This is a genomic window from Methylomagnum ishizawai, assembly GCF_019670005.1.
In the GTDB taxonomy this organism is placed as follows: Bacteria; Pseudomonadota; Gammaproteobacteria; order Methylococcales; family Methylococcaceae; genus Methylomagnum; species Methylomagnum ishizawai.
Map to the genome: position 1 here is coordinate 1,185,902 of NZ_AP019783.1, position 17,686 is coordinate 1,203,587.

Sequence of the window (17,686 nt, forward strand, 5' to 3'; positions counted from 1 at the left end):
CCTTGAAATCATTCGAGGCTATAGGCTAGGCAGTATTCCCCTGCCCATCAAACCCTTTCATTCCTGATTATTCCTAGATTTTCAATTTAGGAACTCTATAGGAACGCTGCCGGTTCGCTCGGACTTATGCGCCCGCCACAATACCGGCATGGCTAAACCTTATTCCCCAGAAATCCGCGCTTCCGCGAAACGGCTATTCCTCCGGGGCTTTACCATGGAAGAAATCCGGGCGGAATTGCGCCTACCCAATGCGCGGCGGATTTACGACTGGCGGGAACAAGAGGGATGGGACGCGCTCGCGCCCACCTCCGGCGTGGAAGAGGTGGTATCGCGCCGGATTTGCGTGCTGGCGGACCGGGAGGACAAGAGCAAGGCCGAACAGGCCGAACTCGAAATGCTGTTGAAGCGGTTGGAAGCGCTGGCCGTGCCGCTCGCGAAGGCCCGCCGGATCGACCGCGCCCCGCTGGACGCGCCCTTGCCGGACGAAGGCGAAACGGACGAAACCGAGGCCCAGCCCAAGCGCCGCAAGAACGGCCAGGGCAAGCGGGAAAAGAAGGTCAAGAACGATGTGTCCGGGATCACCGCCGAGCAGCTCGCGGCGGTGCGGGAAAAGCTGTTCTTCAGCTATCAGCTTGAGTGGCACGCCCGCCGCTACGATCCCGAGACGCGCCGGACCCGGTTCATCCTGAAGAGCCGCCAGATCGGCGCAACCTACTACTTCGCCTGGGAGGCTTTCGAGAACGCCGTCTTGACCGGCGACAATCAGATTTTCCTGTCGAGTTCCCGCGATCAGGCCGAAGTGTTCAAGGCGTACATCATCGCCTTCGCGCAAACCCACTTCGGGGTGGAACTCAAGGGAAGCCCGGCCATTACCCTATCCAACGGCGCGGAACTCCGCTTCGTCTCGACCAACGCCAGCACGGCGGCCAGCTATCACGGGCACCTCTATGTCGATGAGATTTTCTGGATTCCCAATTTCCGCAAGGTGTGGGATCAGGCGTCCGGCATGGCCTCGCACAAGAAATGGACGCGCACGCTGTTTTCGGTGCCCTCGGCTATTAGCCACCCGGCCTATGAGCTTTGGTCCGGCGAACACTTCAACAAGGCCAAGGCGAAAAAGGATCAAGCCGAGTTCGATATTTCCCATGCCGGGCTGAAGGCCGGGAAGAAAGGCGCGGATCGGTTCTGGCGGCAGATCGTCACCATTGAGGACGCGGCGGCGGCGGGCTGTGATTTGTTCGACCTGGAACAGTTGCAGGACGAGAACGGCGGCAAGGCGGGCGATGCCTTCCGCAACAAATATCTGTGCCACTTCATCGACGATAGCAAGAGTGCGTTCAACCTCACGCTGTTGTTGGCGTGCGGGGTCGATCCGGGCGAGTGGAAGGATTTCAAGCCGCAAGCGGCGCGGCCTTTCGGCAACCGGCCCGTGGCGATTGGCTACGATCCGAGCCGGACCGGCGACAACGCCAGCGTGGTGGTGCTGGCCGTGCCCTTGAAGCCCGCCGACCCCTGGCGGGTGCTGGAACGGATCGACATGCGCAAGGTGTCGTATGAGTCCCAGGCGCGGCGGATCAAGGAATTCCTGAAGTGCTACAACGTGGTTCACATCGGGGTGGACGTAAGCGGCGAAGGCCGGGGCGTGTGGCCGTATTTGCAGGATTTACCGCAGGCCATGCCCATGACGTACAACCTGAATTTCAAGGCCGACCTTGTGACCAAGGCGCTGGACGTGGTGCAGCCGCCGCCGCGCCTGCAATTCGACGCCAAGGACAAGGACATCACCGCGGCATTTCTCATGATCCACACCACCACCACGCCCGGCACGAACCAGATCACCTATCACTCGGCGCGGACCAACGCCCTGGGCCACGCCGATGTGGCCTGGGCGATCATGCACGCGCTTATCTATGAACCCATCAACGCCGCCGGGAACAGTACCCGCGTGGCCTTCAGTTGAGGCCCACCATGTCCGAAACCCTGGAATCCCAAACCGGCGAACTCGTGGCCCGCGATGAAGGCGGCGGGGTGCCGGTCGTATTTTCGTTCGGCGACCCCGAACCCGTGTTGAAATCGCGCGTTCCCGATTACCTGGGCGTGTTCGCCGATAGCACGTTCGGCTATTGGATTCCGCCGATCTTCCTGGAAGGGCTGGCCCGCAGCCTGGACGCGAACGCCCACCACGGCCCCATCGTTTATTTCAAGCGGAACATGCTGGCGCGGTGGTTCCGGCCCTCGCCCATGCTCGGCTATGCCGATTTCCGCAAGGCGGCGCTGGATTGGCACACGTCCGGGATGGCCTACTTCCGGGTGGTGCGCAACGTGTTCGGCCAGGTGTTGCGCCTGGAACGCCGCCCGGCGCTGTATATGCGGGTGGGGGTGGAGCCGGGGCGGTTTTTCGAGTTGCGGACCGATCCGCTTTACTGGCGACAGCCGGTCGAATACCAGCCGGGGGAGATTATCCAGATCAAGGAAGACGATCCGGTGCAGGATATTTACGGCAAGCCGGAATGGTATGGCGGGTTGCAGTCGGTGTTTCTGCGGGAGGATATGATCTTGTTCCGCCGCAAGTATTACCGCAACGGGGCGCACATGGGCTATGTGTTCGTTACCCACGATGCCGGGATCAACGATGAAACGGCGGCGATGATCGAAGAGAAGATCAAGGACGCGAAGGGGCCGGGGAACTTCAGGAACCTCTACATCAACATCGGGCGGTCCAGCGCCTCGAAAGAGCCGGTGAAAGTCATTCCCATCGGGGATATCGCCACCAAGGACGATCTCATGTCGATCAGCAGCATTACCCGGTCGGATGCGCTCGCCATGCACCGGATGCAGCCGGGGATCGCGGGCGTCATGCCCGAGAACATGACAGGGTTCGGGGACTTGGAAAAGGTAATGCGGGTCTACTGCGAACTTGAGGTTCCGCCGATGCAGCAGCCGTTCCTGATACTGAACGATATTTTGCCGCCCGCCGGTCGGATCGGGTTCGATCCGCCGGTTTGGGCCAACGCGGTGGCGGGTTAATCCCCGTGCGCCGGGTCCGCTATAATCGCTTCAAATCCAAGCACTTGAGGCGATACATGCGTATTGTTTGCCCCCATTGTGGCGGTAAGGCCGTCATCACCAGCCGCCAAACCCACACGCCCACCGCCGCCGACCTTTACTGTCAGTGCCGGAATACGATGGGGTGCGGGGCTTCGTTCGTGTACACGCTGGCCTTGAAGCACATGCTGAACCCGCCGATAGAGGTGACGGCGCAACTGGCGATGGCCGTCATCAAGGCGCTACCGGCGGGCGAGCGGGTTAAGTTGGGGAGGTTGTGGGAGGATTGATAACCGCTCCCGCTACTCGGCTCCCCGGTTGGCTTCGGTGCTGCATTTCGTGGTGGAGTGATTAGATAGACATCAACCGTGGCCGCGCCGCATAAGCAATCAGGACGTCTTTATCCAACCGTGTTTCTTGGTTGACAGGCCGGATTAGGCGGCATATCGTTTTTGCTTAGGCGGAAGATATGACGCATAAGCAAGCTTTCTTATGCGGCGATCGCGCCTAACTCAGTCGTTAAATCGCATAAGGAGACTGGTGCATGCGGCCAATCGCGCCCGTAGTAGCGCTCGCACTAATAATATTCTCGAACGTAGTATCGGCTGCTTCAGATCAATTGGCGCTACTTGATTTGGCTGCCCAACAGGCGATGGCCCAATGGGCAAAGTACTCGTTTTTTACAACAGTCGCGGGCCTCATCTTAAGTGCTGCTGGGTTGGTTGCGCTTCTTATAAGCCTTCGGCATACAAGAATTGCGACAGCGGCTGCTGAAAGCGCAGCGAAGGTGGCAAAAGATGCGCTTTCTGCGGAAACACGCGCATGGGTGTCTGTTGATTGCATGCTGTCACCGCCGGAGTTAGGAAGGACTCAATCTGGCGATGAAGGCATCTATTTTAACGTCATGTGTAAAGCAACTAATCATGGAGCCTCACCAGCAACCAGCGTCACCTTTCACGCAAAACTTTCCCTTTTAGGAGCGGGTAGTGCATCACCAAATGAGTTGCTCTCAGAGTATTGCGGTCGCATTCGAGCCAGAGTGGATCACGATGCCGGGACTATCTTCCCAGGGGCGGACATTGGCACAGAGCACATGGTGTTCCTATCCCACGCAGATATTCGCACAGACATTGCGCAGAAAGATTTTAAGGTTATTTCACCTGTTGTCTATGGCTGTATAAACTATAAGTCTCCACACGTAGATGGAATCCGGCAAACGCGATTTCTCTATCATGTGACTACATGCAACAATCAGGGTCAGGCAATGGTTCTATTACCAGAAACAGATGGCTGGCTAGCAAAGCCGATCGTGCTGACTCAGCCCGAAATGATCATCGCAGATTAGCTCGCGTAGGTGCGATTAGCGTAGCGTAATCGCACGGTTTCAATGCCTCCGATTACACTTCGCTAATCGGAGCTACGCGGGCTACGCGGGATAATCGGGCTATTCCTCTGGTTTTTCTGGTAATGGCATCCAATAATATGGAATTGAATATACTTCACCGGCATCATTGGTAAGCCACCTATCTTTCTCCTCTAAACCAACTCTTCCATAATGAATGACATCCATATGCTTAATACTTTGGCATGTTGTTGTTAGGTATGCGAGTATTTCAGTTCCGTCTTTTGGCGCGGTTTCTATGGGTCTCCATCCAATCACTTTATCTTCTAATTCTGCCGTGGGAATTCCAGATAAAAAGTTTAAACATGCGGCAATCCTCCTGGCTAATTCCTCTCCACCAGCAATATCTCTATCAAAACCATAACAACTTGCAACGCAAGTATCTATATCATTGGTTACTTCCCAAGCATTTTTAGATTTCCCAGGTTTCAGAACTCTAAATTTAAATTTATACATATCACTTTCCTCCCGACTTGGAAAACACCCAACACCGCAACGTGGTCCCGGTAATCCGGGAATTCACATGCTTGTTTTCAAGGAATTTATACCGTTTGGAATCCGGGAACAGCGCCCGCAAATCCTTCTCCCGGAACGCCTCGATCCCCGCCTTGCTGCACGCCGCCTGGAACGATTCGATATTCACCGCGATCTCGGTATCCGGGTTCCGGCTGTGGTTCTGCCCGCCCTCCAACTCAACAGGCTGGCCGAGCGCGTCCTTGCCCGCGCTCCGGTCCAGTAGCTCAAACACGTTCCAGAAGCGTTCGATCACCTCGTGGTCCGAACTGAGCGCGTTCTGGCGGTCGATGGCGAGTTGATAAAGATGGCCATGGATGCGGGTCACATCATCAGCGGACAGCGGCAACAACAGGGCGAGGCATTCGGCCAGGGCCATCAGATAGGCGTGGTTGGTCGCAATGCGGACCATCGATACCCCACCCGCCCCGAGTATCCACTTTTCATGGCCGCGCACCTTGCTGTTGAACAGGTCCATGATTTCCTTTTCCCGGCACACCGCCAGCTTCAGGAAGCCGGACAGCCGTTCCACAGGCATCAGGTTCAGCCGGTCGGAGGCATCGCGGCCCGCCGGGGTGTGGTCGCGCTTGTCGAAGCGGACTTGCACCAAGCGGGACAGGAACGCCTCGCTCGCGTTGATCGGGGTGTTCTGGCTCATGGCGAGCGCCCCCCGGAACGGCGGGTTCCGCGTGGTGGTGCCCTGGTTCTTGACGCCGGACACGCGCCCGATTTGCCCATCGAACAGGGTCAACAACTCTTCCCAGTTCATCACGCGGACGTGGGGCCGGTCGTCATAGTGGTTGGCTTCGATCAGCACCACGGGCAGGTTGGACACCTGGGCGAACTCGCGGGACCGCCCGATCATGGTGGATAGGTTCGGGTTGAACCCCTCGTAATTGTTGCGGCCCACCAGCTTCCACAGGAATTCCAGCATCCGGGATTTGCCGGAGCCGGGTTCGCCGCACATCTCGAAAAAGGGATAGCTCTCGTGGCGCTCGCGGATTTGTTCGGCGAACAGCGAACCCAGCCACCACGCGAGGCCGACCAAGCCGCGCCAGCCGAAGGCGGTCCGGTAGTCGGCGAACCATGATAGGTCGGTGTCGGTGGACAGCCGGAGGCCGATGGCGCTGGTGGTCTTCATGCCCCCGATCTTGCCCAGGTCGAAATAATCATCGGCGTTCTTGGGGATGAGCTTCCCGGCCAGGATGGCGAAGTCGTGATAGAGGTACGCGCCCACGGTGCGGTCATAGCCGATGTAGTCGATGGATTTGATGGTGGTGTGGCGCTTGAGGAACCAGCCGCGATAGATCGTGTCCAGGTGGTCGCTCGTGCCGGTCCATTGGGCACCGGGGGCCACCGACAGTAGGCGTTTCTTGAAGTCGGACGCGCTGGCGAACACGTTGCCGGGCAGGCCCACGTTCTGCGGCGGGGTGCCGTTCGGGTAGCGGATGCGTAGGAAGTTCAAGCTTTCTTCGGTTTCCTCGGCCACCTCGACATAGCGGAATTCCATCGCCACCGTGGCGATTTCCTTGATGTTGCCCGAGGCTTCGAGGGCGTAGCGCTTCTGCGCTTCTTCATCGCCCGCCATGGTGGGAATATCCGCCGCCTCAGACAGCGCCTTGGTGTACTTGTCGGCGTCCAGCTTGAAGGCGTGGGTGCGGTTGCCGAACTCGAATATGAAGCTGTTCAGTCCCTTGTGCTGGAAGATGGTCCGGGCCTTGTCTTCTCGGGTCTCGGCGGTCAGCAGCGCCCCGTAATAGCGGAAGTTCTTCCAGGCGCTGGGTTCCTCAAGCCTGCCTTGCTGGTACAGATCGTTCCAATCCACCTTGGCCTCGCCTTCGGATGGCAGGACACAGCCGGTTTTCTGGCCCATGTCCTTCAGGCGGGCGATGTGCTTCAAGGTGGACTTGCGCCCGGCGGGATCGGGGTCGAGGGCCAGAATCCAGGTGATACCCAGGTCGCGATGATCGGCGATGAAATGTTCGGGGAAGTTGGCGCAGGACATGAGGGCGATGGCTTTCTTTCCGGCGGCACGCAGGGCCAGGGCGTCGAATATCCCCTCGGCCATGTACAGCTTGTCGCCCTGGGCCAGTTCCAGGCCGGGCGGTGCCCAGGCCAGCCCCTTGTATTTGCCGCCGAAATTTTCACCGCGGGTTTCGGGTTCCTCGCCGGGGGCTTGGATGCGGACGGGTTCGATCAGCTTTTCCCAGTAGACGCCCTCGGCCAGGGCAAAGCGCACGGTGGCGGTGCCCTTATCGCCGTGCAGGTTCCAGTAGGTGCCTTGGGTGAATAGGCCGTCCAGCGCCGCCGGATCGAATCCGCGGTGATATTGCAGGTAGGCGCGGGCGGTGGCGAGCGGGTCCGCCGGGGTGGCGGGATAGCGGCGGTTGAATTCGGTGAAGAGTTCCGGGAACAGGGCTTTGGCGCCGGATTCCCAGCCGCATTTGGACAGGCGGGCGCATTGGATGTGGAAGGGCTTTTCGGCCCAGGTCCACAGTTCTTTCTTGCCGCAAGCGGGACAAACGCCCTTGCGTAGATGGGTGCCCTCTTGCTTCATGGAATATTCCCGGATCAGCCGGTCGGCGATCTCGGGGGCTAGGTCGATGCGGGTGTGTGGTGTGCCCATGGCGTTGTTCTTGGCGTGCAGGGTCCGCGCCCGGCGCGGGGCCGGGCGGGAACCGGAGGTGAGGGATTCAGGCTTGGCGGTGGGGCGGGACGCCCCTCAGAACGGCACCTCCAACCATTGGCCGCAGACTTCGCAGCGTTCGGCGGAATCCTCAAGAGGCCGGGCCAGGGCGCTGTAGCCGTGGCATCCGGGGCATACCTTGCCGGTGCCGTGGCATTGGCGGCAGGCCCACACCCGCAGGGACAGGGACGCAAAGCCGCGCCCGTCGCAGGATAGACAGTCCACTGGCTTGTAGGCTGGCTTAACCATGGGCCACCTCAACCCGCTTGAACTGGATCACCCGAACCCACGGGTTATGCCCCCAGGTTTCGCCGATGCGCCCATGCAAGCTTTCCCACAGGCAACGGTAATGGTCCACGTCCGGCACGCCTTCGGCTTCGGCGTCGGCTTCGCTGATTTCCTGGACTCGCTCGAACCGGATGTCGGTGATTTCCAGCAGGATGCGGGAAGCGTAGCGGGGCATATGGATTGAGGGATGCCAACGGCCATCAAGGCGACATTGCTCGGAAAGCAGATCAGCCCGGTAAACAAAAGGGCCATTCTTATCATTGGCGGAGTTCACCGCAGCAAGGTCATAGGCCCACGTCTCTCGTACCCATAGCCGGTCGCCAATCTGGCCGTAAGGACACCGCCACCACCGAAGCCCACCATCGGCCCGGCGGTTATCCGGCCCGAACGCGATTTCCAGCCCCTTGGGGCCGTAGCTTTCAACCGGATCAATCCGGCCCACAGGCTGGGGTTTGATGATGCGTCGCGTCTGGGTTTTCCGGTCCTCCAAGAGGGCGCGGACCATCGGGCCAGAAAACAGGATGGGACGTTCCTTAACCATGGCGTCCCCCGCTGATTTGGGTGAAGTAGTCGGCCAGCGCCGCAAGCTCGGCGTGGGCGGTGGCGAGTTGGCGGGGCTGGTCGTGGGCGACACGCCGGGCGATTTGGGCCAGCATCTGGGGCAGGATGGGAAGCACTTGATCCAAGGGCATCGGCGGGCGCGGCGCGGGTTGCGGGGCGGGGAAGCGGTAGATGGTGGCGCTCATGACACCACCTCCACCAGCACGTTCACGGCGGTTTGCAGGTCCAGCGCGGCCAGCTTCAAATCGGGGGAAAGCGGGCCTTCGCGGAACAGGATTTGCACCACCTCGGCGGTGCGGTCGGCGGTGATGTTCGCCAGCTTGCGGGCCTGGGCGTCGTGGCGTTCCAGGTCGCCGCGCTTGGCGGTGGCTTGGTGCTTGAGGTTCAGCCGCTGGGCGCGGGCGTCCAGCGCTTCCAGGTACAGCGGGGTGTGGGGCGGGAGGGTGCCCGCCGCGTCGCAGATTTCACAGGGCTGGGCACCGATGCCGGTCCGGTCCTGGGCCGGTACGTAGCCGTCGCCGCCGCAGTTGGGGCAGGTTTTTTCTTGGGCGAGGGCGTCCATCAGAATTCCCCCGCTTCGTTGTCCCCGCAAGCGGCCTCTTCGGCTTCGCGCTCGGCTTCGTCGGGGTCTTGGATGGTCTCCAGATCGTGGTTCACCCAGACGGATTCTTCATTGCCGATGGCGTAGCGGGCGAAAGCGCCATAGGCTTCCAGCCAAATCCCGTAGGAAATGACCGCGTGATAGGCGTCGGCGAGCCTGTCCGCCGCGATGAGGTCCGCGACGAATACGGCAAAGCGCGGTTCTTTGGGGGATGCGGGCGGATTTTGCCCCTGGGTGACATTCGGTATCGTGGACATTATGATGCTCCTGTTCGGTATCGGCCTGGGATGGATTCAGCATCCCCGGCGGACGGAATGGGCGGCGGTTTCCTTCCCCTGGAAACCCCGCCCTTTTTGTTTCGGCATCCCGCCTTCTCTACTGTTTGCGCTGTTTGGCTTGGCATCCTGCCCATCGGTCCTTTTAGGTCTGCCTTACGCCCGCAAGCCGGGCAATCTCTTTCCGCGCATCGGCCAGTTCCAGCCGGGTGCGCCGTAAATCATTTTCCAGGCGCTCGTTCTGCGCCCGGACCTTGTTGGTTTCCACCGCGTTGACGCGAAGGGCTTCCCGCAGGAAGGTGAGGGTCTTGTAGGGATCGTCGCTCATGGTCCGGTTCCTGGTGTGGTGGAAGGGCCGCGCCGCCGCCGGGAGAGAGTCACCGGCGGCGGTGGGTCCAAGTGCCGGAAGTTTGCCGATCCCACGGCGACACCCTCCGGTTATCCTCCCGAGATTCCGCCGGGAGCAGCGGGGTTGATCGATCAGCGCCAGGGCTTCCGCGACAGCAGCCCCTTGCGGCGGTTGTTGTCTGCCCTGCGACTGGGCGTCTTGAACGGCAGCAGCGCGGGCGCGGGTTTCGCGGGCCTCGGCGTGGCGGCGAACTCGGCTTGATTGAGCGCGGCGCAACCTTTGTGCTTGGGATGGGTGTGGCGTAAGCCGCAACGGGGGCACAGGCCGGGATTGTTCAGGATCAACATAACGCCCTCCCGGCCCCGGCCCGCGTAAAGGTCTGCGACACCCGCACGCCCGTCCGATGATGCCGCGCAGCCCTGGGCCTGAGCGCGTCGTCGTCCAGCGCCTGCCAGCCCATCGCCAGCGCGAACACCACGCCCCCGTAGCGCCGCGACACCCGCACCAAGCCATCGGCCACCGCGATCAAGGCCACCTGCACCGGGCTATGCGCCCCCAGCTTGAACCGCACATGCTCCAGGTGGGTGGACACCGTTTTCGGTGTGCAGCCCAGGCGGCGGGCGATGCCCTTGACGGGCTGGCCCTCGCAAAGCTGGCGTAGGACTTCCGCCTCGCGTGGGGTACAAGGGCCGGGGTCGATCAGTTCGGCCAGCAGGTCATGGGGGAGGCTGTCCATCGGTGGTTTGTCCTAGGGTGGGTGTCCGATTTTGGGATGGGTGGGGATGGCCTACGCTAGGCCGGGCCTAGGACTCGGGCGGCGGCAGCTTCAAGCCGAGGGCGACGGCGGCGCGGTGGGATTTGCCGATCTTGCCCGCTGACCGTCCATTCAGCAGGTCGTAAACGGCCTGTTCATCCAGGCCGGTTTCCCGGCAGAACTGGGGGACCGACTTCCCTTGTCGGCGGAGCCATTCGCGGGCTTGTTGGCGGGTTCTTGTAGCCTTGATCGCGTTCTTTTTCTGGGTCATGGGGAGCTTCCGGGCTGTGGTAAACTCCCAAGAAAACACAAAACTTTCCAATACCTAGACAGTCATCCCCGCGCCGCTAACGTGGGTTCCTACGTATTGTGTTTTGTGGATTCTGGGAAAACCTTGTGTGGATTCATTGTGGTCGAAAAAAATCGACCATGCAAGCGAAGGTCTAAAAAAATGTTCTTTGCCGATGGTTGGCACGCACGGCTACGCGAGGAACGGGAGCGACTGGGGCACTCCCAGCCCATTTTTGGCGGGTTCGGTGGAGTCAAAAAGCAGACGCAAATAGCGTATGAACAGGGGAAAAGCTCCCCGGATATTGAGTATTTGCAGGCTATCGAGAAGGTGGGGGCGGATGTTTTCTATGTCTTGACCGGAGCCAGGATGCAGCCCCAGACGCCAGCGCCAGCCCCGCCACCCCCCACGGAAGAGTATTCACAACAGGAAAAGGTGATTGTCGCGAAACTGCGAATGCTCGACCCCGAAGAGCGGGACGAAATCGAGGAACTTGTCGAAAAAGTTGAACAAGCGAAAACGGCCAGGGATAAAGTAGTCCGGCGTTTCCGCAAGGCGAGTTAAGGGACTACACACGATTATGTGAACCGGGTCACACGTTTTTGAACGTGAATATTCACGTTGACAAAAGGGGGAAGCCATGCGGGGGATTTATAGCGCCGCGCTGTTGATCGTGATGAGCGGCCCATGCGCTGCCGATTGGACGGGAAAGGTTGTGGGGGTTCATGACGGGGACACCCTCACCGTCATGCAGAACGGTAAGGGAACCAAGGTGCGTTTAGTGGAAATCGACGCGCCGGAATCCGACCAGGACTACGGGCAACGCTCCAAGCAAAGTCTATCGGACCTGTGCTTTGGCAAAGATGCGACTGTACAGGACCAAGGCAGGGACAAGTACGGCAGGACGCTGGGCCGGGTGGCCTGCAATGGCGTGGACGCCAACCTCAAACAGGCTGAACAGGGGATGGCTTGGTTCTATGTCCAGTACGGCCACGATCCGGCCATCCGTGCGGCGGAAGAAAAAGCCCGCGCAGACGGCGCGGGGCTGTGGGCCGACGCGAATCCTACACCACCCTGGGAATACCGCCACGGAGGCCAGAAGAAACCCAAGACCAACACCGCCAGCACCGGAGGAACCGGCGGCGGCGGGGCGTGCGGATTGAAAAGCACCTGCGGGCAAATGTCGAGTTGCGCGGAGGCGCGACACTACCTGAACGATTGCGGCCTATCGAAACTCGACCGCGATCACGATGGGGTTCCGTGCGAATCCATCTGCGGACATTGAAAGGGGGGCGCATGGACATTGACCCAATCCGCTGGGGATGGCTGGCCGGGATAGCCTTGATGGTGGCAGGATGCGGGGAAACCGAGACGCTGGACGTGGACCATGTGCTATCAGTATCCGATACCGACATGCAGGCCAGCGGTAAACCCATTGTCATCGTCAAGCTGGGCGGGGATGACACCGACCACTTGGATATCACTCTGCGCCGCGAAGATATCCGCGCCGGTTTCGAGTCCGCCACGCACGGCAAAAATCCAGGCTATGCCCATGCCGATGCCTTCCGGTCCGGCGTTCACTTCCTCGATAACGCTCAGCTGGGCAGTACACATTTCATCGCTATCGAATCACTTGACCCTTCCACCCGTAAAGCGGTTTTGCAGGTGGCGGTTTACCTGTGCGACTTCGACGGCGCACGGTGTGCCGCCATGGATGCCCGCCGATTTGAGATATCCGGTTCCGATTTCGATCACCTGACACAATCCCCCAAGAGGTGAACATGGCCCTGTCTCCCTTGATCCCCCCCTTTGAATCCACCGACGAAACCACCTTCCACGATACGCTGTTGCTGTTCGCCCGCAATATCGAAGACGCCTTGATCGACGCCGGGGCCGTGCCGGGCGAGGATTACACCCGGCTGGATTTGTTCAAGCTGGCCCAGCCCTATGTGCTGGAACGCTGGCAGTCCGGGGAACTGCGCTACACCAAGGGGTGGAAGGGGTAGCCGATGGCGGTGAAGGTATTGGTCGATGGGCGCTTTGAAGCCGACATCGACCGCAAGGGCATCAAGCGGGTGCGGAAGAAATTCGCCACCCGCGCCCTGGCCGAGGCATTCGAGCGGGAATATCTGGCCCAACACCTGCCCAAGGCCGGGGCCGATGAAGACCGCCGCAAGCTTTCGGAGTTGATCGGCCTGTGGGACCAATACCACGGCATCAACCTCGCCGACCACGCCAAGCGGCGGCGGTGCCTGGACGCGATTTGCGCCGCCCTGGGCAACCCCATCGCGGCCCGCTTGACCGCCGAGGATTGGGTGAAATTTCGCTACCGGCGCACCGTCACCGATCCACCGGAACAACGGATCACGGCCAAGACCTTCAATAACCACCAAGGCTATCTGGCGGCGGTGTTCCACAAACTCCGCAAGCTGAAGGTGATCGCCTACGAGTGCCCCCTGGTGGAAGTCGAGGCCATCAAGATTCAAGAGCGCCAGCTTTCCTACCTGAGTAAGGATGAAATCGGGGCGTTGATGGACACCATCAGCAGCGGGTGTCTGAATGAATCCACCTGGTGGGTGGCGCAGATTTGCATCCGTACCGGGGCGCGGTGGGGCGAGGCCGAAGGGTTGAGGCGGAAACACCTGCACAACGGGCGGGTGACTTTCGAGTTCACCAAGTCGAAGAAAACCCGGACGGTTCCGCTCGATCCGGTGTTCTTCAAGCAGCTCCTGGACTATGCCGGGGCCAAGTCGCCCGAGGCCCGGCTGTTCACCGGCTGCATCGGCGCGTTCCGCCGGGCGGTGGTGCGGGCCGGGTTGGAGCTTCCGAGCGGGCAATGCAGCCACATCCTACGGCATTCCTTCGCCTCCCATTTCATGATGGGCGGCGGCAACCTGTTGACCTTGCAGAAGATTTTGGGGCACAGCGATATCAAGATGACCATGCGCTACGCCCACCTCGCCCCCGAACATCTGGCCGATGCCATCCGCTTGAACCCGCTCGCCTAGCAGAAAGCAAAGCCCAGCGGAATACCTCTACAGCGTAGAGGCTAGCCTGTGCTGTGTAGCGGCTAGCCTGTGCTGTGTAGCGGCTAGCCGCTGACCTAGCCCCGCGCCCTCCATCCTGTCGTGACCACGGGAACCCCGTTAATCGTGCAATATGGCACCTGAAAAGTGGGGTTTTATCTTTTAAAATCAGAAGCTTACACCATCATCGGTTAGTGCAATATTGGTGTAATATCGTGCAACCTGGGTTTTCGGCGGATCAGACCTAAGCCGTTGATCCGCAAAGGCTTTAAAGCGGGTTTTGCGCCGCCTTGGTAGTGCAATATTGCCGACACCTCGCCGTGCAATATTTGTTGCACGATATTGCACTGATATTGCATTTAACACTTTCTACAACCTACTGAATCTGAAAGGGAAAATCACGCTTTTTGGATTATGTTGCACGATTAACGGTGTTCCCTAGGCCAGCAAACTTTTCAGATTTCCCCGTGTGTGGGTGTGTGCGTGCGCGGGAACTCCCTCGAATCCATGCGCGTGCATCCTTCTTCGCTCCTATTCTTTCCCTGCCGCACACTGGTTCCCGCCCAGAGTGGAGGCCGTCTGTCTCCACTTTCGCCAGTTTGTCGCCGCTCTGCGTATCTTTGCTTATCCAAGCCGTTGATTATGCTGGGCTTGTTTTTCTGGACTCCCGGCGGTCTAGGGTTCAATTCCCGCCACCCCACCAAACCAGCATTTCAGGGAATCCCATCCCGACCCAAAACCCGTAAGATTCAATGTCTTACGGGTTTTTTGTTGTATCATGCCGTCTCAGAGCGGCCCCCTACATACCGTCGCCCTTGGCGGTATTTTTGACGATAGGCCAACACTTCCCCGACCCTGATACCGTCAAAACTGTACAAGCCAGACGTGGCGCGGACCACGCCGCAACCACTCAGCGAGTTTCAAGGCCAAAGTGGGAGCTATCGTCAATTCTGGTGTATGGCTGGGTGTTGTTCAGGCGGCGATCTGCTGATCTTCCCCGTCCTTGGTCGTTTGTGCATGGATCATCATCATCGCCTTATCCGTCAAAGACGCCCGGATGTCCCCTAAGAAACCGGCTTCCGAAAATGAGGCGCGTTTGTTATATTCCCCGGCTAAATTATCAGGAAAAGCCGGGGTTTGGCGGGACGGGCGACCGATCCGCGACGCGCCTGTAACCCGGCCCGCAATCCGCCTTCCCGCGTTTCCCGGCGGCGCACAGGCCCTAGGAGCCGGGATTGCCGGAACCTCCATCCCGCTCCCCATCCTTTCCCTAACCCTTTGGAGAAAAACCCATGACGATCAAAGTTGCAATCAACGGATATGGCCGCATCGGACGCAACGTGCTGCGCGCATTGTTCGAGTCCGGCCGCCAGGACGTTGAAATCGTCGCCATCAACGATCTGGGCGATGCCAAGATCAACGCCCATCTGACCAAGCACGATACCGTCCACGGTCCGTTCAAAGGCACCGTCGTGCTGGGCGAAGGCGAAATCGTCGTCAACGGCAAGAGCATCAAGGCCTTCTCCGAGCGCGATCCTTCCAAGCTGCCCTGGGGCGCGATGGGCGTGGACGTGGTGCTGGAATGCACCGGCATCTTCCGCAACAAGGCCAAGTGCATGCCGCATATCCAAGCCGGCGCCAAGAAGGTCATCATCTCCGCCCCCGCCGACAAGAACGAAGCCGACGCCACCGTCGTCTACGGCGTCAACCATGACGTGTTGAAGGCCGAGCATCAGGTCATCTCCAACGCCTCCTGCACCACCAACTGCCTGGCCCCCTTGGTCAAGCCGCTGAACGACAAGATCGGCCTGGTGTCCGGCCTGATGACCACCATCCACGCCTACACCAACGACCAGGTGCTGACCGACGTCTATCACAGCGACCTGTACCGCGCCCGCGCCGCCGCCCTCAACATGATCCCGACCAAGACCGGCGCGGCCCAGGCCGTGGGCCTGGTGCTGCCGGAACTGAACGGCAAGCTGTCCGGCTTCGCCATCCGCGTGCCGACCCCGAACGTCTCCGTGGTCGATCTGACCTTTGTCGCGGGCCGCGAAACCACCAAGGACGAAGTCAACGCCATCCTGAAGGAAGCTTCCGAGGGCTACTTGAAGGGCATCCTGGGCTATAACGTCGAGCCCTTGGTTTCCAGCGACTTCAACCACAGCACCACTTCCTCCAACTTCGATTCCACCCAGACCCAGGTGATCGGCAATCTGGTGAAGGTGCTGTCCTGGTACGACAACGAATGGGGCTTCTCCAACCGCATGTTGGATACCACCGTGGCCCTGATGAACGCCGGCTAACACCGGACCGGGGGTTGCTCCCGCTTTCCTGTTCGCTTGACCGGGACCGCCCCACGGGGCGGTCCCTATTATCAGAGGCCAGTTAAATCGAATGAACAAGGTCTTCCGTAGAACCAAGATCATCGCCACCTTGGGCCCGGCTTCCGAGTCGCCCGAGATGCTCGAAAAGATTCTCCGCGCCGGGGCCGACGTGGTCCGGCTCAATTTTTCCCATGGCACCGCCGACGAACACCGCGCCCGCGCCGAGCGGGTGCGCGAGATTTCCAAGCGGCTGAAGCGCCATGTGGCGATCCTGGCGGATTTGCAGGGTCCGAAAATCCGCGTCGCCCGCTTCAAGGACAACCGCAAGGTTACCCTGGTGCGCGGCCAGAAATTCGATCTCGACACCGACCTGCCCAAGGACGTGGGCGACGAAACCCAGGTCGGTTGCGATTACAAGGACCTGCCCAAGGATGTGCAGTCCGGCGATATGCTGTTGCTGAACGACGGCCTGATCGCCATGCAGGTCGATAGCGTGGTCGGCAACCGCATCAGCTGCACCGTGACTGTGGGCGGCGTCCTCTCCAACCACAAGGGCATCAACAAGCAAGGTGGCGGCTTGTCCGCCCCGGCCCTGACCGACAAGGACAAGCAAGACCTCAAGACCGCCGTCTCCATCGGGGCCGATTATCTGGCGATCTCCTTCCCGCGCTCCCGCGAGGACATGGAGGAGGCCCGCGCCCTGTTGGATCAGGAAGGCAGCGACATGCGCCTGGTGGCCAAGGTCGAACGCGCCGAGGCCATCATCGAGGAAACCTTGATCGGCATCATCCAGGCGTCCGACGCCATTATGGTGGCGCGGGGCGATCTCGGCGTCGAGATCGGCGACGCCCGGCTGCCGCATGTGCAGAAACACATGATCAAGCTGGCCCGCACCTACAACAAGGTCGCGATCACCGCCACCCAGATGATGGAGTCGATGATCAACAACCCCTTGCCGACCCGCGCCGAGGTGTCGGACGTGGCCAACGCGGTGTTCGACGGCACCGACGCGGTGATGCTGTCCGCCGAGACCGCTTCCGGCGATTTCCCGGACGCGGCGGTGGAAGCCATGGCCCGCGTCTGCGTGGAGGCCGAGAAATATCCCCGCGAGCGCTCCAAGCACCGCCTGCACGAGTCGTTCAGCCGTATCGACGAAACCATCGCCATGTCGGCGATGTACGCCGCCAACCATCTCGGGGTCCGCGCCATCGGCGCTTTGACCGAGAGCGGTTCCACCCCCTTGTGGATGTCGCGCATCAGTTCGGGCATCCCGATCTTCGCGCTGACCTCGCACGAGAAGACCTGTCGGCGCGTTACCCTGTTCCGGGGCGTTTATCCCATCAGCTTCGACGAGCATGGCATCCACGACCACGCGGTGTTGAACCGCGCCATCGTCGAGGAATTCATGCGACGCGGCCTGGTGGACGAGTCCGATACCTTGATCCTGACCAAGGGCGACCTGAGCGGCCATACCGGCGGCACCAACGCCATGAAGATCGCCCATGTGACCGACATCATCGCGGCGGCCCCGGAAAACTGGAAGGACTTATGTCCTGGTTGCAGTAAATCCTAA

Annotated in this window: 22 protein-coding genes; 11 read left to right on the forward strand and 11 right to left on the reverse strand. The window is 60.3% G+C overall.

Annotation, left to right across the window (positions count from 1 at the left end; genetic code table 11):
- The first annotated feature begins 148 nt into the window (after positions 1–148).
- The 4 genes from K5658_RS05455 to K5658_RS05470 all read left to right on the forward strand — a co-directional run bounded on the left by K5658_RS05455 (position 149) and on the right by K5658_RS05470 (position 4,390).
- Positions 149–1,960 (forward strand): terminase large subunit domain-containing protein, encoded by a 1,812-nt coding sequence (locus K5658_RS05455; protein ID WP_221065959.1) that lies wholly within the window; start codon positions 149–151, stop codon positions 1,958–1,960.
- A gap of 8 nt (positions 1,961–1,968) precedes the next feature.
- Positions 1,969–3,027, forward strand: coding sequence for a phage portal protein (locus K5658_RS05460; protein ID WP_221065960.1), 1,059 nt, complete (start codon positions 1,969–1,971; stop codon positions 3,025–3,027).
- A gap of 56 nt (positions 3,028–3,083) precedes the next feature.
- Complete coding sequence (locus tag K5658_RS05465) at positions 3,084–3,335, forward strand: ogr/Delta-like zinc finger family protein (RefSeq protein WP_221065961.1); 252 nt, start codon at positions 3,084–3,086, stop codon at positions 3,333–3,335.
- A gap of 254 nt (positions 3,336–3,589) precedes the next feature.
- Positions 3,590–4,390 carry a hypothetical protein gene (locus tag K5658_RS05470; protein WP_221065962.1) on the forward strand — a complete coding sequence of 267 codons (801 nt, stop codon included), beginning with the start codon at positions 3,590–3,592 and terminating at the stop codon, positions 4,388–4,390.
- Between the two features lie 99 nt (positions 4,391–4,489).
- On the opposite strand, the gene K5658_RS05475 is transcribed toward K5658_RS05470, so the two are convergent.
- The 11 genes from K5658_RS05475 to K5658_RS05525 all read right to left on the reverse strand — a co-directional run bounded on the left by K5658_RS05475 (position 4,490) and on the right by K5658_RS05525 (position 10,745).
- The gene (locus K5658_RS05475; RefSeq protein WP_221065963.1) at positions 4,490–4,903 is read right to left on the reverse strand and encodes a hypothetical protein; all 414 of its coding nucleotides are present in this window, start codon (positions 4,901–4,903) and stop codon (positions 4,490–4,492) included.
- 1 nt (position 4,904) lies between these two features.
- Entirely contained in the window at positions 4,905–7,586 is a 2,682-nt protein-coding gene (locus K5658_RS05480; RefSeq protein ID WP_221065964.1) for a toprim domain-containing protein, read from the reverse strand.
- 96 nt (positions 7,587–7,682) lie between these two features.
- On the reverse strand, positions 7,683–7,895 hold the full coding sequence (locus K5658_RS05485) for a hypothetical protein (protein ID WP_221065965.1): 213 nt from the start codon (positions 7,893–7,895) through the stop codon (positions 7,683–7,685).
- Positions 7,888–8,439: an ASCH domain-containing protein gene (locus K5658_RS05490; protein WP_221065966.1), complete on the reverse strand. Its 552-nt coding sequence runs from the start codon at positions 8,437–8,439 to the stop codon at positions 7,888–7,890. The genes K5658_RS05485 and K5658_RS05490 overlap by 8 nt, the downstream gene beginning before the upstream one ends.
- Positions 8,440–8,467: 28 nt before the next feature.
- Entirely contained in the window at positions 8,468–8,680 is a 213-nt protein-coding gene (locus K5658_RS05495; protein ID WP_221065967.1) for a hypothetical protein, read from the reverse strand.
- The gene (locus K5658_RS05500) at positions 8,677–9,057 is read right to left on the reverse strand and encodes a DnaJ-like cysteine-rich domain-containing protein (protein WP_221065968.1); all 381 of its coding nucleotides are present in this window, start codon (positions 9,055–9,057) and stop codon (positions 8,677–8,679) included. The genes K5658_RS05495 and K5658_RS05500 overlap by 4 nt, the downstream gene beginning before the upstream one ends.
- Positions 9,057–9,353, reverse strand: coding sequence for a hypothetical protein (locus tag K5658_RS05505; protein ID WP_221065969.1), 297 nt, complete (start codon positions 9,351–9,353; stop codon positions 9,057–9,059). Before K5658_RS05505 ends, K5658_RS05500 begins: the two co-directional genes overlap by 1 nt.
- 163 nt (positions 9,354–9,516) lie before the next feature.
- Positions 9,517–9,699 carry a hypothetical protein gene (locus tag K5658_RS05510; protein WP_221065970.1) on the reverse strand — a complete coding sequence of 61 codons (183 nt, stop codon included), beginning with the start codon at positions 9,697–9,699 and terminating at the stop codon, positions 9,517–9,519.
- 152 nt (positions 9,700–9,851) lie between these two features.
- The gene (locus K5658_RS05515) at positions 9,852–10,067 is read right to left on the reverse strand and encodes a hypothetical protein (RefSeq protein WP_221065971.1); all 216 of its coding nucleotides are present in this window, start codon (positions 10,065–10,067) and stop codon (positions 9,852–9,854) included.
- Positions 10,061–10,456, reverse strand: coding sequence for a LuxR C-terminal-related transcriptional regulator (locus tag K5658_RS05520; protein ID WP_221065972.1), 396 nt, complete (start codon positions 10,454–10,456; stop codon positions 10,061–10,063). The genes K5658_RS05515 and K5658_RS05520 overlap by 7 nt, the downstream gene beginning before the upstream one ends.
- A gap of 67 nt (positions 10,457–10,523) precedes the next feature.
- A complete protein-coding gene (locus K5658_RS05525) occupies positions 10,524–10,745 on the reverse strand; it encodes a DNA-binding protein (protein WP_221065973.1) in 222 nt (73 codons plus the stop codon).
- 180 nt (positions 10,746–10,925) lie between these two features.
- Between K5658_RS05525 and K5658_RS05530 the strand changes: the two genes are divergently transcribed.
- The 7 genes from K5658_RS05530 (at position 10,926) to pyk (ending at position 17,686) form a co-directional block, all read left to right on the forward strand.
- Complete coding sequence (locus K5658_RS05530; RefSeq protein WP_221065974.1) at positions 10,926–11,327, forward strand: helix-turn-helix domain-containing protein; 402 nt, start codon at positions 10,926–10,928, stop codon at positions 11,325–11,327.
- Positions 11,328–11,535: 208 nt separating this feature from the next.
- Positions 11,536–12,048: a thermonuclease family protein gene (locus tag K5658_RS05535; protein ID WP_221065975.1), complete on the forward strand. Its 513-nt coding sequence runs from the start codon at positions 11,536–11,538 to the stop codon at positions 12,046–12,048.
- Between the two features lie 11 nt (positions 12,049–12,059).
- Positions 12,060–12,542, forward strand: a complete 483-nt coding sequence (locus K5658_RS05540) for a hypothetical protein (RefSeq protein ID WP_221065976.1) — start codon at positions 12,060–12,062, stop codon at positions 12,540–12,542.
- Between the two features lie 2 nt (positions 12,543–12,544).
- Positions 12,545–12,769, forward strand: coding sequence for a hypothetical protein (locus tag K5658_RS05545; RefSeq protein WP_221065977.1), 225 nt, complete (start codon positions 12,545–12,547; stop codon positions 12,767–12,769).
- Positions 12,770–12,772: 3 nt separating this feature from the next.
- Positions 12,773–13,771: a phage integrase gene (locus tag K5658_RS05550; protein WP_221065978.1), complete on the forward strand. Its 999-nt coding sequence runs from the start codon at positions 12,773–12,775 to the stop codon at positions 13,769–13,771.
- Between the two features lie 1,310 nt (positions 13,772–15,081).
- On the forward strand, positions 15,082–16,092 hold the full coding sequence (gene gap / locus K5658_RS05555) for a type I glyceraldehyde-3-phosphate dehydrogenase (protein WP_221065979.1): 1,011 nt from the start codon (positions 15,082–15,084) through the stop codon (positions 16,090–16,092).
- 91 nt (positions 16,093–16,183) lie between these two features.
- A complete protein-coding gene (gene pyk, locus K5658_RS05560) occupies positions 16,184–17,686 on the forward strand; it encodes a pyruvate kinase (RefSeq protein ID WP_221065980.1) in 1,503 nt (500 codons plus the stop codon).

What these genes read in the sequence shown, in the direction of transcription:
- K5658_RS05550 (WP_221065978.1), top strand. Translation starts at nt 12,773, where the DNA reads ATGGCGGTGAAGGTATTGGTCGATGGGCGCTTTGAAGCCGACATCGAC.
- K5658_RS05510 (WP_221065970.1), bottom strand. Translation starts at nt 9,699, where the DNA reads ATGAGCGACGATCCCTACAAGACCCTCACCTTCCTGCGGGAAGCCCTT.
- K5658_RS05490 (WP_221065966.1), bottom strand. Translation starts at nt 8,439, where the DNA reads ATGGTCCGCGCCCTCTTGGAGGACCGGAAAACCCAGACGCGACGCATC.
- K5658_RS05520 (WP_221065972.1), bottom strand. Translation starts at nt 10,456, where the DNA reads ATGGACAGCCTCCCCCATGACCTGCTGGCCGAACTGATCGACCCCGGC.
- K5658_RS05470 (WP_221065962.1), top strand. Translation starts at nt 3,590, where the DNA reads ATGCGGCCAATCGCGCCCGTAGTAGCGCTCGCACTAATAATATTCTCG.
- K5658_RS05475 (WP_221065963.1), bottom strand. Translation starts at nt 4,903, where the DNA reads ATGTATAAATTTAAATTTAGAGTTCTGAAACCTGGGAAATCTAAAAAT.
- K5658_RS05500 (WP_221065968.1), bottom strand. Translation starts at nt 9,057, where the DNA reads ATGGACGCCCTCGCCCAAGAAAAAACCTGCCCCAACTGCGGCGGCGAC.
- K5658_RS05495 (WP_221065967.1), bottom strand. Translation starts at nt 8,680, where the DNA reads ATGAGCGCCACCATCTACCGCTTCCCCGCCCCGCAACCCGCGCCGCGC.
- K5658_RS05505 (WP_221065969.1), bottom strand. Translation starts at nt 9,353, where the DNA reads ATGTCCACGATACCGAATGTCACCCAGGGGCAAAATCCGCCCGCATCC.
- K5658_RS05530 (WP_221065974.1), top strand. Translation starts at nt 10,926, where the DNA reads ATGTTCTTTGCCGATGGTTGGCACGCACGGCTACGCGAGGAACGGGAG.
- K5658_RS05480 (WP_221065964.1), bottom strand. Translation starts at nt 7,586, where the DNA reads ATGGGCACACCACACACCCGCATCGACCTAGCCCCCGAGATCGCCGAC.
- K5658_RS05515 (WP_221065971.1), bottom strand. Translation starts at nt 10,067, where the DNA reads ATGTTGATCCTGAACAATCCCGGCCTGTGCCCCCGTTGCGGCTTACGC.
- K5658_RS05540 (WP_221065976.1), top strand. Translation starts at nt 12,060, where the DNA reads ATGGACATTGACCCAATCCGCTGGGGATGGCTGGCCGGGATAGCCTTG.
- K5658_RS05525 (WP_221065973.1), bottom strand. Translation starts at nt 10,745, where the DNA reads ATGACCCAGAAAAAGAACGCGATCAAGGCTACAAGAACCCGCCAACAA.
- K5658_RS05545 (WP_221065977.1), top strand. Translation starts at nt 12,545, where the DNA reads ATGGCCCTGTCTCCCTTGATCCCCCCCTTTGAATCCACCGACGAAACC.
- K5658_RS05455 (WP_221065959.1), top strand. Translation starts at nt 149, where the DNA reads ATGGCTAAACCTTATTCCCCAGAAATCCGCGCTTCCGCGAAACGGCTA.
- K5658_RS05485 (WP_221065965.1), bottom strand. Translation starts at nt 7,895, where the DNA reads ATGGTTAAGCCAGCCTACAAGCCAGTGGACTGTCTATCCTGCGACGGG.
- K5658_RS05460 (WP_221065960.1), top strand. Translation starts at nt 1,969, where the DNA reads ATGTCCGAAACCCTGGAATCCCAAACCGGCGAACTCGTGGCCCGCGAT.
- gap (WP_221065979.1), top strand. Translation starts at nt 15,082, where the DNA reads ATGACGATCAAAGTTGCAATCAACGGATATGGCCGCATCGGACGCAAC.
- K5658_RS05465 (WP_221065961.1), top strand. Translation starts at nt 3,084, where the DNA reads ATGCGTATTGTTTGCCCCCATTGTGGCGGTAAGGCCGTCATCACCAGC.
- pyk (WP_221065980.1), top strand. Translation starts at nt 16,184, where the DNA reads ATGAACAAGGTCTTCCGTAGAACCAAGATCATCGCCACCTTGGGCCCG.